Raw genomic sequence first — 14169 nt, forward strand, 5'->3', positions numbered from 1 at the left:
GGAGCCTTTCCGCCCCGCCGAACTCCGTACTAAAGCTTATGCCATACCTAATTCTTCTTTTAATTTTTTAAGCATGAACCGGCTTGATTCATCCGCTCTCTCGCCGACCCAAGCGAAAACGGCATTCGTCGCAATTCCGTCGAATTTCATCTCTCTCATTTTTTTGAAAATCGTATCAAAGTCGACCTCGCCTTGCCCGATGTCCAAATGCTGATGAACCGTTACTTTCGCGTCAGGCGGATTGACGATGTAACGCAGGCCGTGAGCCGCTTTATGATTAAAGGTATCTGCAAATAAAACATGTGTGAGGCGGCCGCCGGCTTCATCAAACATAGTCGCAATATCGCCTTTGCCGTCATCGTAAAAGAACGTATGCGCCGTCGAGTAGACCAGATTGATCCAATCCTTATCAAGCGCGCGGATCATATCCATCGCACCTTTGTGCGTCTCGATAAAATCGTACGGGTGGGCCTGCAGATTGAGTTTAACGCCTTCTTTTTCAAAGACGGGCAGCAGTTCATCCATGGATTTGATGAATTTTTCTTCACTTGTCAACGGATCATACTTTGAACCGCTGAATTCACTGTTCATCAAATCCACTTCAAGCTCAACCGCAATTTCGATCGCCCGTTTCCAGTTGCGCACGGCGGCCTGGCGGCGGTCTTCATCAGGTCCCGCCCAGTGGTAAAGCGGCAGGAGAGAGGACAGCTTCACGCCTGTATCCTTTAAAAGACGCTTCAGATGTTTGATTTTTGCTGAATCGACTTTCGGATATTTATAGAAAGGACAGAAATCCTCGCGCGGGGACAGTTCGATATACTCGTATCCGAGCTCCGCCGTTTTATAGACCATTTCCTCTAACGTTAAATCATCACGGTACATGGATGGATCTAAGGCCAGTTTCATTGCTTTCACTCCAAATCTATTATTTGTTCACAGTCGTAAAGGATTGATAGAATGCCGGTTTTTCTTGCAGCGCCACCGGCTCTTTCTGTCCGGATTCCTGAGCTTTTACGCACGCGTCAGTTGTCACCGCGGCAATATAACCGTCCCATGCCGTCGGACCGCTGACTTCGCCTTTTTCTCGGATCGAATCGATGAAGTCCTGAATTTCCGAATCATACGCAGCCACAAATCGGCGCTGCCAATCCATCAGGATATCGGTGCTGAGTTTTCCTTCTTTTCTCAAGCTGATGCTTGATGGCTCCGGAAGCTTGATGACACCGTCTTCCCCGACGATTTCACATTGAATGTCATAGCCGTATTTGCAGTTCACGTAGATTTCGGCATTGATGACGATACCGCCTTTTGTTTCGATGATGACCATCTGCGGATCTTTGAGATGCGGCAGCGCATTTTTTGATTTCTTCGGATAGGTGACTTGTACGGATTCATACTCGTCATTTACGAGCCAGTGGAGGACATCAATTTCATGAACGAGCGTATCGACAACGGCCATGTCTGTTGAATAATTCGATGCGACTGTCGGGTTGCGGTGCGCACAGTGAATCATCAGCGGCTCACCGACCGCACGATTGTCGATCGCTTCTTTCAGCTGAACGTAACCGCTGTCATATCTGCGCATGAAGCCTACCTGAACTAAACGTTTACCCGTCTTCATTTCTTCTTTGACGATGCGCATACAGCCTTCTGCCGTTGTGGCGAGCGGCTTTTCACAAAACACGTACTTGCCGTGCTGAATCGCTTTCAAAACGCTGGACTCGTGAGCCGGGCCCCAGCTTGTCACTAAGACGGCGTCCACATGTTCAGCAGCGAGGAGGCTTTCGTCATCAGGATAAACGGAGGCGTTCAAATTGAAATCCTTAACGGTCTGCTGCGCAGCCTCCTGATTCACATCTGTTACCGCGGTAATCTCCGCTCCCGACAGCTTATTTGTGATGCGGTTGATGTGCTCCTTTCCGATAGCACCGGTTCCGATAACACCTATACGTAAGTTCATTGATCGCCACTCCTTCTGATAATCAAATAATGGTTCTCGTCTTTCTTTTCTCGCTGCCGTCCTGAGGGGCACCGTATAGTTCCTCCTGAATCTGTTCAAGCGGATTGCCGGACGTATTCAGTGTGAAGACAAGCCCGATGGCCGTCACGCATATGAGCAGAATACCGGCCATAGATGGTCCTTTTGCTGAAAGCTGATTCCGCCTTGGCACGATTCATATAAGCCCCCCTCTAATTTGCAGGATCAAGCAGTTGACTGTCGATATACTTTCTCGCTATCAGCGCGTACTCAAGCGGATTGGCGACTGCCGGGTCTTGTTCGGCTTCAATGACGATCCAGCCTGAATAATCATGACGGATGAGCGTCCGGTACACTTCGGTAAAGTCGATGCATCCGTCTCCCGGAACCGTGAAAATGCCCTGTAAAAACGACTGCCTGAATGACTTGCCTTCTTGTCTGCACCGCTCCATAATGTCAATCCGCGCATCTTTGAAATGAATGTGTCTGATCCGATCCATATGCTTGTTGAGAATCGTCATGCAGTCTCCGTCGGAGATATAGGCGTGGCCGGTATCATAAAGTAAATGGACATACCGGGGGTCCGTTCCTTCCATCAGCCGGTCAACTTCTTCCGCCGTCTGGACGCCTGTGCCGAGATGATGATGAAAAGTGAGGTTCAGCCCGTATTCCTCCGCGATTTTCCCGAGACGGTTCAAGCCATTGCACAGCGTATCCCATTCTTCATCTGAGAAGTGCGGTTTTTTCTTAAAAACATCAATGTCCAAGCCCTGGACACTGTACGTCTGTTCAGAAACGATGGCGACATCCGCTCCGACTTTCTGCAAATAATCGCAGTGTTCCGTAAATGATTCAGCCGTTTTTTCAATACCGTCTTGAATGATAAAGCTGCTGAACCATTTCCCCGCAATCCGCAAGTTCCGGAGAGCCAGCTCCTTATTCAGGACGGAAGGTTCAGGGAAAAATCCCCCCGCTTCCGTTCCTTGAAAGCCTGCGACGACAATATCGCTCAACAAATGCTGCAGCGTATTCCCGGCTCCGATTTCCGGCATATCGTCATTGCGCCATCCAATGGGAGCGATGCCCCACAGAATATTTTGTTTGCCCATCGTGATGCCTCCCCTCTAGTACTGCTTCGCAGACTTCAGCTTCATCTCTTTCGCTTCGAATGCCCGCTGAACGCTTTCCTGCTCAGACACTTCCGCCACGCCGACGTGCCACCAGCTGTCATAGCCGTCCGTCATCGTTTTCGGCAGAACCTTCAATTCAATTAAAGTGGATACGTCTTGCGTTTTCGCATCTTCAAGCGCCGCCTTCAGCTCTTCAACCGTATTGGCTCTGTATGTTTTAGCGCCGTAGCCCTCTGCCACCTTCGCGTAATCAACGTTTAAAATCTGATTGTCCCCGGTGCGGAACTCGCAGAAATAACTGCCGCCGCCGTGATCCATCTGCAGGTTGCTGATACAGCCGAAGCCGGAGTTGTCAAAGAGCAGGACATTGATTTTTTTGTTATATTGAAGCGCGGTAATCAGCTCTGAGTGCAGCATCAGAAAGCTTCCGTCACCGACGAGTGAATAGACTTCTTTGTCGGGGTGGGCCAGCTTGAGGCCGAGCGTGCCTGATACTTCATATCCCATACAGGAATAGCCGTACTCCAGATGGTACGTATTCGGGACATTGGAATGCCACAGCCGCTGCAGATCTCCCGGAAGAGATCCCGCCGAGCTGATGACGACGCTGTCTTCAGGAATCGTCTCGTTGATAGTTAACAGCGCCGTTGTTTGCGGCAGCTCAGTCTCGAGCGCGTCGGCATACTCGTTTAACACATCCTGTGAGAAATGGTTTTTAATTTCCGGTTCGAACGCGTCACGTGTAAAAGTGACCTTGCCGAGCCGGTCCCGTTCAGCGAGCCATTCATCTTTCCAGTCTTTAATCGCCGTGCCGAATGCACTTTTATATCCGTCTAATAAGCCGTGCAGCCTGCTGAGCGTCACTTTCGCATCGGCTACGACCTGAAACGCGTCAAGCTTATAAGCCTGCATACGGCTGACGTTGATATTCAGGAATTTTGCTTTATCAAAATCAAACGCCGTTTTCGAGGATGTCGCAAAGTCCGTATACCGTGTGCCGACACCGATGATCAGATCAGCCTGGCGGGCGGCTTTGTTTGCGGCGAGTGTGCCCGTGATGCCCATGCCGCCCAGATTGTTGGCGAAATCGGCTTCAACCGTTGACTTGCCGGCCTGCGTTTCGACAAGCGGAATGCCGTATGTTTCAGAAAGCGCGATCAATTCCTCGCGCGCGCCGGAATACTTCGCGCCGCCGCCCACTAAAATGACGGGACGGCTGCTCTCCTTGATTCTCTCCGCGGCGCCTCTCAGCTCACGCTCGCTCGGCTGCATCCGATCCATGTAATGAACGCGCTTTTCAAAGAAGCTTTCATCAAAATCATATGCTTCTCCCTCGACATCCTGAGAAATGCAGATTGTCGCCGGGCCCGCTTTTGCCGGGTCCGTCATCACTTCAAAGGCCCGGATTAAGCTGCTCATCAGCTGCTCGGGGCGGGTGATGCGGTCCCAATAGCGGGACACGGGCTTTAACGCATCGTTTGTCGTGACGGCGGCACTGTATTCCTGCTCCACCTGCTGAAGCACCGGGTCAGGCTGCCTCGTCGCAAAAGTATCGGCCGGGAGCAGCAGCACCGGAATGTTATTGGCCAGCGCCGTACCCGCGGCAGCCGTCAAATTTGCGGCACCCGGACCGACCGATGTCGATACCGCGTAAATTTTTCTTCTCAGCATCTGCTTGCTGTATGCCATTGCAGCATGCGCCATTCCTTGTTCGTTTTTGCCTTGATACACTTTCAGGTGCCCGGCGTCCTGCTCAAGCGCCTGCCCGATCCCTAACACATTTCCATGGCCGAAAATCGTAAAAATGCCCTCAACGAACGGCTCTTCATTCCCATCAACATGAATGTACTGCCGGTTCAAGAATTTAATCAGCGCTTGTGCTGTCGTTAAGCGAATTGTCTTGCCCACAAACGATCCCACCTTTTATACGTTCTATTTACCATTCAGGCTGTGCTGTGCTTCAATCAGTTCGAGGATTTCACCGGCAGCCGGCATGGCTTCTGAGGAGCTGTGTTTGCTGACGACGATGGAAGCGGAAGCGCTCCCGTATTTTAAGGCCGTTTCAATATCCCGGCCGCTGACAAGTCCGTAGATGAAGGCAGACGCATAGGAATCACCCGCTCCAAACGTCTTGAGCACCTTTGTTTTATAGGCGCGCGCCTGGAAAACTTCTCCCGATCTGCTGTATGCGTATGACCCGTCAACGCCGTGCTTAATAACGACAAGATCGGCGGAATGCGCAAACAAACGGCGGACGGTTTCATCGTTGTCTCCGCCGCTGCGGTTTTCCATCACGTCAAATTCGTCACGCGTTCCGATGACGATATCGGATTGTTCCGCCGCCAGCGTGTAATACACGGCGGTTTCTTCTGCCGATGGCCATGTATACGGACGGTAGTCGAGCTCAAAAACGACTTTTACGTCATGTTTTTTTGCGATATGCACCGCTTTTAGGACGGCTTCGCGCGACGGGCTTTTCGCAAGCGCCGTGCCTGATACGAGCAGCATTTTCGCGTTTGCGATGTAGCCTTCCTTGACTTCGGACGGCTCAAGATACAGATCCGCCACGTTATCTCTGTACATCAGAATGCTGCACTCTTCGGGACTGAGAATTTCCGTAAAAGCGAGTCCGGCTTTGCGCCCTTCTTTGTCAACGGCCATTTGTGACGTATCAACGCCCTTTCCCTGCATATAGGAAACAATGAATCTGCCGTGCTGGTCGTCCGGGATTTTGCCGATAAAACCGGCTTTTAATCCGAGCTTGGCGCTGCCGATTGCAATATTTGCAGGGGAACCGCCGACATATTTAGAAAACGTCATCGTTTCTTCCATCGGCCGATTGTATTCCGCCGCGTTCAAATCAATACACGCGCGCCCGATCGCGACAATATCAAACTCTTTTTCTTCATTAAACGTATACTTCATCGTTATCTGCCACTCCTCACTTGTCAGCGTTCCAGAATCCATTCATGGGCCGGATCATTATGAAACTTCCATTTTCGTGTCGGTCCCGCCATTACATTCAGGTAGTAAGAGGTATACCCGTCCGGAACACCAACCGGGTGATAGCCCACCGGCACGATGACAACGTTTTCATTTTCTGCGGTCATCGTCTCGTCAATCGAGCGGTCGTCCGTGTACACACGCTGGAAGACAAACCCCTGGGGCGGGTCTGTTTCGTGGTAATAGGTTTCTTCTAAAAAGGACTCAGCCGGCAGATTGTCTTGGTCATGTTTATGCGGCGGATAGCTCGACCAGTTGCCGCTGTCCGTGTAAACTTCAACAACGAGAAGGCTGTTTGCCGATGGATCTGAATCGGGGAGAATGTTATGAACGGTTCGTTTGTTTGCCAGCTTGCCGCGATGTTCCACACTGTTGTCTTCCGCTTTAATCAGCTTTGTCGGAAGCTGGTGTTCGGACGGAGAGTAGCACAGCGCGACCCTCGCCCCGCTGACGGCTGTGATGTCAAAGGAGCGGTCATTGGACACATAAACACTGTCCGTCGGCTTTCTTTCAAATACGCTTTCACGGGTGCCGATGCTTTCAAATGTCTGATCATGATCCGTGACGGTGATTTTTCCCGTGACCGCCACGATGCAGCACTCCGTCTTTTTCAAATCTTCTGTATATGTTGAGCCGGGAGCGAGATCAACGACTTTAAATCCGACGTATTTGAGGTCTGAATTAGCTGAAGTGACGTCATGTATGATGTTCACGCCTTGAGAAATCTCATCGGCCTGCGGTTTGCGCAGCAAATGACTCATGTGTATTCCTCCTTAATTGATAGTAAAAGAAAACCCGGACGGAATCACAAAGCCGTCCGGGCCGGCTGTCAATTGAAATCAGGAGACGGATATCGTGCCGTCACGACTTTTTTACGTGTATAAAAGTCGACGCTGTCTTTTCCGTTTGCGTGCAGTGAGCCGAAGAAAGAAGACTTCCAGCCTGAGAATGGAAAGAATGCCATCGGCGCCGGGACGCCAAGGTTGATCCCGAGCATTCCCGCGTCAATATTCTCACGGAAGTAGCGGATCGCGTTCGCATTTGAAGTGAACAGGCAGGCGCCGTTCGCAAATTCAGACTGGTTGGCGATATCAACCGCTTCTTTTAAGTTTTTCACACGCATGACCGACAGAACGGGCGCAAAGATTTCATCTTTCCAGATCGTCATATCCGTCGTCACGTTGTCAAAAATCGTCGGTCCGACGAAATAGCCGTCTTCCGTTACATTTTCACGGCCGTCACAAAGCAGTCTCGCTCCCTCTTCGATGCCTTTTTCAATATAGCTGTGCGTACGCTTCTTGTTGTCCTCGCGGATGACCGGGCCTAAGAACACGCCGTCATCCAGTCCATTTCCGAGCTTGATGTCCGCGGCCTTTTCCTGTAATTTCGCCATAAACTCATCGGCGATTCCCTCTTCAACCGTCACAACCGCGCATGCCATACAGCGCTCTCCTGCCGAACCGAATGCCGCGCCGATAATGTTTGTGACCGTATCTTCAAGGTGGGCGTCATTTAACACGATCGTGTGGTTTTTCGCCCCTGTTAACGCCTGCACGCGTTTCAAATGTTCGCTGCCTTTTTTGAAAACATACTCGCCGACAGGTTTTGACCCGACGAATGAAATGGCTTTAATCTCCGGATGCTCAAGAATGCCGTTTACGACGTCATGCGCGCCGTGCACGACATTGAAGACGCCCTTCGGCAGACCGGCCTGTTCAAACAGCTCTGCCAGTTTTTCCGTTAACAGCGGCGTGCGCTCAGACGGCTTCAGAATGAACGTGTTTCCTAACGAAATCGCCATCGGGAACATCCAGCACGGGACCATCATCGGGAAGTTGAACGGTGCGATGCCGCCGACCACCCCGATCGGATAGCGGTAGTTCGCCGCTTCTACATCTGTGGCGATAGAGGCAAGTGAATCGCCCATCATGAGTGACGGCGCGCCTGCTGCGAATTCGACGTTTTCAATTCCGCGTCCCACTTCACCGAGTGCTTCTGTCGTGTTTTTACCGTTTTCCAAAGTAATCAGACGGGCAAGCTCTTCTTTGTTTTGCTGGAGAAGCTGCTGATAGTTAAATAGAATTCTCGCACGGCGCGGCACTGCCGTCTTTGACCATGTTTTAAACGCTTCTGACGCTGAGCGGACGGCGTATTCCACATCCTCCCGCGTAGAAATCGGAACCTGGCACATCACTTCTTTTGTAGCCGGATTGACAACGTCTTCATATTGATCTGTCTTACTTTCAACCCATTCACCATTGATGTAGTTTTTAAGTTTTCTGATCTCTGCCATGCTCATTGCCTCCTTAAATAGTAAACATCCTGTTCAGCTGGTAATAACGGATGAATATATTCATCTTTTACATACAAAAGACATGAATTAAACGCTTACAAATGCTAAAATGATGGTGTCTCCCATCTTCCCATGTAAAAGTTGGTCATGTACCGACCGAAGCAAACGGTTACATCTATCATTTTTGATCTTGCGGGTTACATTTTGGTCATTTCTTGGTTACATTGTAATCCCCACACCACTTCAAGTCAATCTAAAAAATCAAAATTTTTTCACTATTTTTATCATACCTTTTTGGATCGGGAAAACAGGAACTTGAAGAACGGTGTCGAATCGTACGGGTGATCCATCTTTTTTATCATTTGTTAAGTAACTATTGATTAACTCTTGGTGTTTATTATATATTTTAATTACTTTAAGAATTCTAGAAGGAGTTTTTTTATGAAACTGATGCGGATTCAGGAGATGGAAGAATACATTCTCAAACACGGAGCCACTTCGCTGGATGAGCTGTGCGAGGTTTTCAACGTCTCTAAAAACACGGTCAGACGCGATATTAATAAGCTTGCGGAAAAAGGGGTGATCAAAAAGGTGTACGGCGGCGTGACGTCGGCAGAAAAATCTGTGCTCGTCCCTTTTGAAAACCGCACCATTCAACATCAGGATGAAAAAATCAAAATCGCCCGCTATGCGTCACGGTTTATCGAGGATCACGATCTTGTGTTTATTGATTCCGGCACGACGACCAAATCGATGCTGGAGACGCTTGATCCGGATAAGAATGTGACGGTGCTGACGAACAGCCTTGATATTATTAACGCCGCTTCATCCATGAAAAATGTCGACCTGATCATCATCGGCAGCAACTACAAGCGGAAGACAAGGTCATTTGTCGGCATTGATGATCCGAGCACCCTCAATAAATACAATATTAACAAGGCGTTCATGTCCGCTACCGGGACAACGATCACCCACGGCCTGACGAATTCCGACTTGCTGGAATACGAGGTGAAAAAGAAAATTTCCGAAAAGGCGAACGAAGTGTATCTGCTCGCGGACCATTCCAAATTCGGCAAATCCACGCTTCTGACATACGCGCCTTTCGACCGGCTTCACAGCATCGTCACTTCTCAGCAGCTTGATGAGGAATATACAAAGTATTGTCAAGAGCACCAAATCGACATTCACTTGGCATAGCGTTACAATTAATAGAGAACGCTGCCGTATTTTTCCGGCAGGCGCTGTGATATCCTAATTTACTTTTTCAGGGGGCGAAAACATGAGCAAAGTAACAATCGGCAAAACTGACCTACAAGTATTTCCGATCGGTTTGGGAACAAATGCGGTCGGCGGACACAATCTCTATCCGAATCTGAATGAAGAGACGGGAAAAGAATTGGTCCGGGAAGCGATTAAAAGCGGCGTTACCATGTTAGATACCGCCTATATTTACGGAGTGGGCCGTTCTGAAGAATTAATCGGCGAGGTGCTGAAAGAATTTAACCGCGAGGATGTCTTCATCGCTACAAAAGCTGCGCACAGAAAAGAAGGCGATGACTTTGTTTTCGACAATTCACCGGCCTTTTTGAAACAATCAGTTGAGGACAGCCTGAAACGTCTGCAGACTGATTACATTGATTTATTCTACATCCATTTCCCGGATGAGCACACACCGAAGGACGAAGCCGTCCAAGCATTGAATGAGATGAAAAAAGAAGGAAAAATCCGTTCCATCGGCGTCTCCAATTTCTCTCTGGAGCAGCTGAAAGAAGCCAACAAAGACGGCTTAGTCGATGTGATTCAAGGGGAATACAACCTGCTGAACCGTGAGGCGGAAAAGACTTTCTTCCCTTATACGACAGAACACAGCATCTCATTCATCCCGTACTTCCCGCTTGTATCCGGACTGTTAGCCGGCAAATACGACGAGAACACCACCTTCCCTGAAGGCGATCTGCGCAATGATCAGGCGCATTTCCAAGGGGAGCAGTTTAAAGAAAACATCAAAAAGGTCAACCAGCTCAAACCGATTGCCGAGAAGCACAATGCCGACACGGCGCATATCGTGCTAGCCTGGTATTTGGCGAGACCTGAAATCGACATCCTGATTCCGGGCGCCAAACGCGCGGATCAATTAAAAGACAATATGAAAGCAGCCTCCATTACGCTTTCTGCGGAAGAAATCGCGTTTATCGACAAGCTGTTTTCCTAAGAAAGAAGAAACACGCCTTTTAAAAGGGCGTGTTTTTTTTAAAGGTTTATATTTTTTTCACAGGGGAATGAAATAGTTATCTAAATAAACTCTTATGCGTTCCAAAAAGATGAGGAGGATCATCTGTGAAGAAAAACACCAAAAAATTCCTGATTTACTTTTTCGGAGCATTAGGCGGGCTGCTTTACGGTTATGACACCGGCGTGATTTCAGGGGCTTTGCTTTTTATCAACAATGATATTCCTTTAAACACGCTGACTGAGGGATTGGTCGTCAGCATGCTGCTGCTCGGTGCGATTTTCGGGTCCGCCTTAAGCGGGACATGCTCTGACCGATGGGGCCGGAGAAAAGTGGTTTTCGTCCTTTCACTCATTTTCATTATCGGCGCGCTTGCCTGCGCGGCTTCGCAAACCGTCACCATGCTGATCATCTCACGTGTCATTCTCGGATTAGCCGTCGGCGGTTCAACGGCGCTTGTTCCCGTTTATCTTTCTGAGATGGCTCCGACGAAAATACGCGGAACGCTTGGCACATTGAATAACTTAATGATTGTAACCGGAATTTTACTCGCATATATTGTGAATTACATATTCACCCCATTTGAAGCTTGGCGCTGGATGGTCGGTCTCGCCGCAGTACCGGCGGCGCTGTTATTAATCGGAATCGCGTTTATGCCGGAATCACCGAGATGGCTCGTCAAACGCGGCCGTGAACAGGAAGCCAGACAAGTCATGGAAATGACGCACGACAAAGAGGATATCGCCGTTGAATTGGCGGAAATGAAACAAGGTGAAGCTGAGAAAAAAGAATCTACACTCGGCTTGCTGAAAGCAAAATGGATCCGCCCTATGCTGCTGATCGGGATCGGACTCGCCATCTTCCAGCAGGCGGTCGGTATCAACACGGTGATTTACTATGCGCCGACCATCTTTACAAAGGCCGGACTCGGCACCTCGGCGTCCGTTCTCGGCACAATGGGAATCGGTGTCTTAAACGTCATCATGTGTATCACCGCCATGATCTTAATTGACCGGATCGGCCGGAAAAAACTGCTGATGTGGGGAAGCATCGGCATCACCTTGAGCCTGGCGTCATTATCAGCCATTCTCCTTCTGGCAGGCCTGTCAGCTTCTACGGCTTGGCTGACCGTGCTGTTTCTCGGAATCTATATCGTCTTTTACCAGGCGACATGGGGTCCCGTCGTATGGGTCCTGATGCCGGAGCTGTTCCCGTCAAACGCACGCGGAGCCGCAACCGGATTTACGACATTGATTCTGTCGGCAACAAACCTTGTCGTTTCACTGGTATTCCCGCTTATGCTGAGCGCCATGGGCATCGGCTGGGTATTCGGAATTTTCTCAGTCATCTGCCTCACATCCTTCTTCTTCGCCGCTTACATCGTTCCTGAAACGAAGGGCAGAAGTTTAGAAGAAATCGAAACGCACTTGAAAAAACGGTTCTCCTTAAAGAAGCGCAATAAACAAAATCAAATTCTTAAACAGCGCACGCTGTAATAAGAAAAGGAATCGCCCCCGATGGGCGATTCCTTTTTTGGCGTCATACCATGACTTTGCAAATATCATTCGTAAATTCGACCGGATCATGGATCGGCAGCCCTTCAATCAGCAGCGCCTGATTGTAGAGAAGATTTGTGTATAAAGCAAGCTTTTCCCGATCTTGACCGTGCGCGTTCTTTAACGTCTCAAACACTTCGTGATTCGGGTTGATTTCCAGCACTTTTTCTGCTTTGACCTGCTGGCTGTCAGGCATGGCGTTTAATACTTTCTCCATTTCGATCGTCACTTCGCCGTCTGTCGCAAAGCAGACCGGATGAGATTTTAAGCGTTTTGATGCTCTGACGTTCTTGACTTTATCCGCAAGAATGTCTTTCATGCTTTCAAACAGGTCTTTATATTCGTTTTCTTCGGCTTCAGTCTGCTTTTCATCTTCGTCACTGTCGATGCCTAAGTCGGCGCTGGATACGGATTTGAACTCTTTTTCCTCATAGCTTGTCAGCATTTTGATCGCGAATTCATCAATATCTTCCGTGAAATATAGAATCTCGTAGCCTTTGTCCGCCACCATTTCAGTTTGCGGCAGCTTTTCAATCCGCTCATATGAATCGCCGGACGCGTAATAGATATATTTTTGATCCTCAGGCATTCTGGACACATATTCATCCAGTGTGACGAGCTTTTTCTCCTTAGATGAATAGAAAAGAAGCAGGTCTTTTAATACGTCTTTGTTTGCGCCGAAATCATTGTAGACGCCGAATTTCAGCTGTCTGCCGAAAGATTCATAGAAAGATTCGTATTTTTCCCTTTTGTTCTTCAGCAGGCTCTTCAGCTCGGCTTTGATTTTTTTATTGATGTTTTTCGCAATCAGCTTCAGCTGGCGGTCATGCTGCAGCATTTCTCTGGAAATGTTCAGCGACAAATCTTCAGAATCCACCATGCCTTTTACAAAGCTGAAATGATCCGGAAGCAGGTCGGCGCATTTGTTCATGATCAGCACGCCGTTGGAATACAGCTCCAACCCTTTTTCGAATTCCTTCGTATAATAGTCAAACGGCATGTTTTCCGGAATAAACAAAATCGAATTGTAGCGCACCGCTCCATCGACGCTGATGTGCACGTGGGTCAGCGGTTTATCGAAGCCGTAATGCTTTTCAGCGTAAAAAGCCTCGTAATCCTCATCCGTCAGCTCGCTTTTGTTTTTTCTCCAGATCGGCACCATGCTGTTGACCGTCTGTTCTTCCTGAACCTCTTCAAACTCGTTCTCGCTGCCCTCTTTCGGCTTGTTGACCGTCTCTTCCATTTTGATCGGGTAGCGGATAAAGTCTGAGTACTTTTTCACGATCGCTTTGATGCGGTAGTTTTCTAAAAACTCATCATAGCTTTCATCTTCTGTGTTTTCTTTTATTTTCAGGGTGATTTCCGTACCGACGGTTTCCTTGTCACACGGCTCGATCGTGTAGCCGGCAGCCCCTTCCGACTCCCATACATACGCCTCGTCACTGCCGAGCGCTTTACTTTTCACCGTGACCTTATCAGCCACCATAAACGCCGCATAAAATCCGACGCCGAACTGGCCGATAATGTCATGGCCGTCTTTCGTGTCATTTTCTTGCTTGAAAGCGAGTGAACCGCTTTTCGCAATCGTTCCGAGATGCTGTTCAAGCTCGTCTTTTGTCATTCCGATACCGGTATCTGTGACAGTGAGCGTTCTTGCCTCTTTGTCCGCCGTCACTTTTATGTAGTAATTGTCTTGATCAAACGTTAAAGAATCATCGGTTAGCGCCTTGTAATAGATTTTGTCAATCGCATCACTCGCATTGGAAATTAACTCTCTGAGAAAAATTTCCTTCTGCGTATAAATGGAGTTAATCATCATATCCAGCAAACGCTTGGATTCTGCTTTAAACTTTTTTTTCCGCACTTCAGATCTCTCCTTTAATTATGCTTTGATGGTATGTAAAATCTTTTTCAGCATCTATTTATCATATGCGGTGACAATTGTCAACTGGATCAGCAGATGCATATATTGTAAATTT

The 14169-nt window shown here is 48.7% G+C and carries 11 protein-coding genes and 1 pseudogene; 3 read left to right on the plus strand and 9 right to left on the minus strand.

Going from position 1 to position 14169, the window contains the following annotated elements; translation table 11 throughout:
- Positions 1–36 precede the first annotated feature (36 nt).
- The 8 genes and pseudogenes from ABDB98_RS18675 to iolA all read right to left on the minus strand — a co-directional run bounded on the left by ABDB98_RS18675 (position 37) and on the right by iolA (position 8404).
- Positions 37–906 (minus strand): sugar phosphate isomerase/epimerase family protein, encoded by an 870-nt coding sequence (locus ABDB98_RS18675; RefSeq protein ID WP_438420957.1) that lies wholly within the window; start codon positions 904–906, stop codon positions 37–39.
- Positions 907–925: 19 nt separating this feature from the next.
- Positions 926–1960, minus strand: a complete 1035-nt coding sequence (locus ABDB98_RS18680) for a Gfo/Idh/MocA family protein (protein ID WP_438420958.1) — start codon at positions 1958–1960, stop codon at positions 926–928.
- 22 nt (positions 1961–1982) lie between these two features.
- Positions 1983–2132: pseudogene (locus tag ABDB98_RS18685) on the minus strand (MFS transporter); the annotation flags it as partial.
- Between the two features lie 58 nt (positions 2133–2190).
- Positions 2191–3087 (minus strand): myo-inosose-2 dehydratase, encoded by an 897-nt coding sequence (iolE, locus tag ABDB98_RS18690; protein ID WP_438420959.1) that lies wholly within the window; start codon positions 3085–3087, stop codon positions 2191–2193.
- Positions 3088–3102: 15 nt separating this feature from the next.
- Complete coding sequence (iolD, locus tag ABDB98_RS18695; protein ID WP_438420960.1) at positions 3103–5016, minus strand: 3D-(3,5/4)-trihydroxycyclohexane-1,2-dione acylhydrolase (decyclizing); 1914 nt, start codon at positions 5014–5016, stop codon at positions 3103–3105.
- A gap of 24 nt (positions 5017–5040) precedes the next feature.
- Positions 5041–6033, minus strand: a complete 993-nt coding sequence (gene iolC / locus ABDB98_RS18700) for a 5-dehydro-2-deoxygluconokinase (RefSeq protein ID WP_438420961.1) — start codon at positions 6031–6033, stop codon at positions 5041–5043.
- Positions 6034–6056: 23 nt separating this feature from the next.
- Positions 6057–6872, minus strand: coding sequence for a 5-deoxy-glucuronate isomerase (iolB, locus tag ABDB98_RS18705; protein WP_438420962.1), 816 nt, complete (start codon positions 6870–6872; stop codon positions 6057–6059).
- 68 nt (positions 6873–6940) lie between these two features.
- A complete protein-coding gene (gene iolA / locus ABDB98_RS18710; protein WP_438420963.1) occupies positions 6941–8404 on the minus strand; it encodes a methylmalonate-semialdehyde dehydrogenase in 1464 nt (487 codons plus the stop codon).
- Between the two features lie 441 nt (positions 8405–8845).
- Between iolA and ABDB98_RS18715 the strand changes: the two genes are divergently transcribed.
- From ABDB98_RS18715 to ABDB98_RS18725, 3 genes are all read left to right on the plus strand, one after another.
- On the plus strand, positions 8846–9601 hold the full coding sequence (locus ABDB98_RS18715; RefSeq protein ID WP_438420964.1) for a DeoR/GlpR family DNA-binding transcription regulator: 756 nt from the start codon (positions 8846–8848) through the stop codon (positions 9599–9601).
- 82 nt (positions 9602–9683) lie between these two features.
- Complete coding sequence (locus tag ABDB98_RS18720) at positions 9684–10616, plus strand: aldo/keto reductase (RefSeq protein WP_060963876.1); 933 nt, start codon at positions 9684–9686, stop codon at positions 10614–10616.
- A gap of 125 nt (positions 10617–10741) precedes the next feature.
- Complete coding sequence (locus ABDB98_RS18725; RefSeq protein ID WP_438420965.1) at positions 10742–12130, plus strand: sugar porter family MFS transporter; 1389 nt, start codon at positions 10742–10744, stop codon at positions 12128–12130.
- 43 nt (positions 12131–12173) lie between these two features.
- Here ABDB98_RS18725 and htpG read toward each other — a convergent pair whose 3' ends face one another.
- The gene (htpG, locus tag ABDB98_RS18730) at positions 12174–14054 is read right to left on the minus strand and encodes a molecular chaperone HtpG (RefSeq protein ID WP_327814917.1); all 1881 of its coding nucleotides are present in this window, start codon (positions 14052–14054) and stop codon (positions 12174–12176) included.
- Between the last annotated feature and the right edge of the window lie 115 nt (positions 14055–14169).

This window comes from Bacillus siamensis (genome assembly GCF_051628075.1).
In the GTDB taxonomy this organism is placed as follows: domain Bacteria; phylum Bacillota; class Bacilli; order Bacillales; family Bacillaceae; genus Bacillus; species Bacillus siamensis.

What these genes read in the sequence shown, in the direction of transcription:
- ABDB98_RS18675 (WP_438420957.1), bottom strand. Translation starts at nt 906, where the DNA reads ATGAAACTGGCCTTAGATCCATCCATGTACCGTGATGATTTAACGTTA.
- ABDB98_RS18680 (WP_438420958.1), bottom strand. Translation starts at nt 1,960, where the DNA reads ATGAACTTACGTATAGGTGTTATCGGAACCGGTGCTATCGGAAAGGAG.
- iolE (WP_438420959.1), bottom strand. Translation starts at nt 3,087, where the DNA reads ATGGGCAAACAAAATATTCTGTGGGGCATCGCTCCCATTGGATGGCGC.
- iolC (WP_438420961.1), bottom strand. Translation starts at nt 6,033, where the DNA reads ATGAAGTATACGTTTAATGAAGAAAAAGAGTTTGATATTGTCGCGATC.
- iolB (WP_438420962.1), bottom strand. Translation starts at nt 6,872, where the DNA reads ATGAGTCATTTGCTGCGCAAACCGCAGGCCGATGAGATTTCTCAAGGC.
- iolA (WP_438420963.1), bottom strand. Translation starts at nt 8,404, where the DNA reads ATGGCAGAGATCAGAAAACTTAAAAACTACATCAATGGTGAATGGGTT.
- ABDB98_RS18715 (WP_438420964.1), top strand. Translation starts at nt 8,846, where the DNA reads ATGAAACTGATGCGGATTCAGGAGATGGAAGAATACATTCTCAAACAC.
- ABDB98_RS18720 (WP_060963876.1), top strand. Translation starts at nt 9,684, where the DNA reads ATGAGCAAAGTAACAATCGGCAAAACTGACCTACAAGTATTTCCGATC.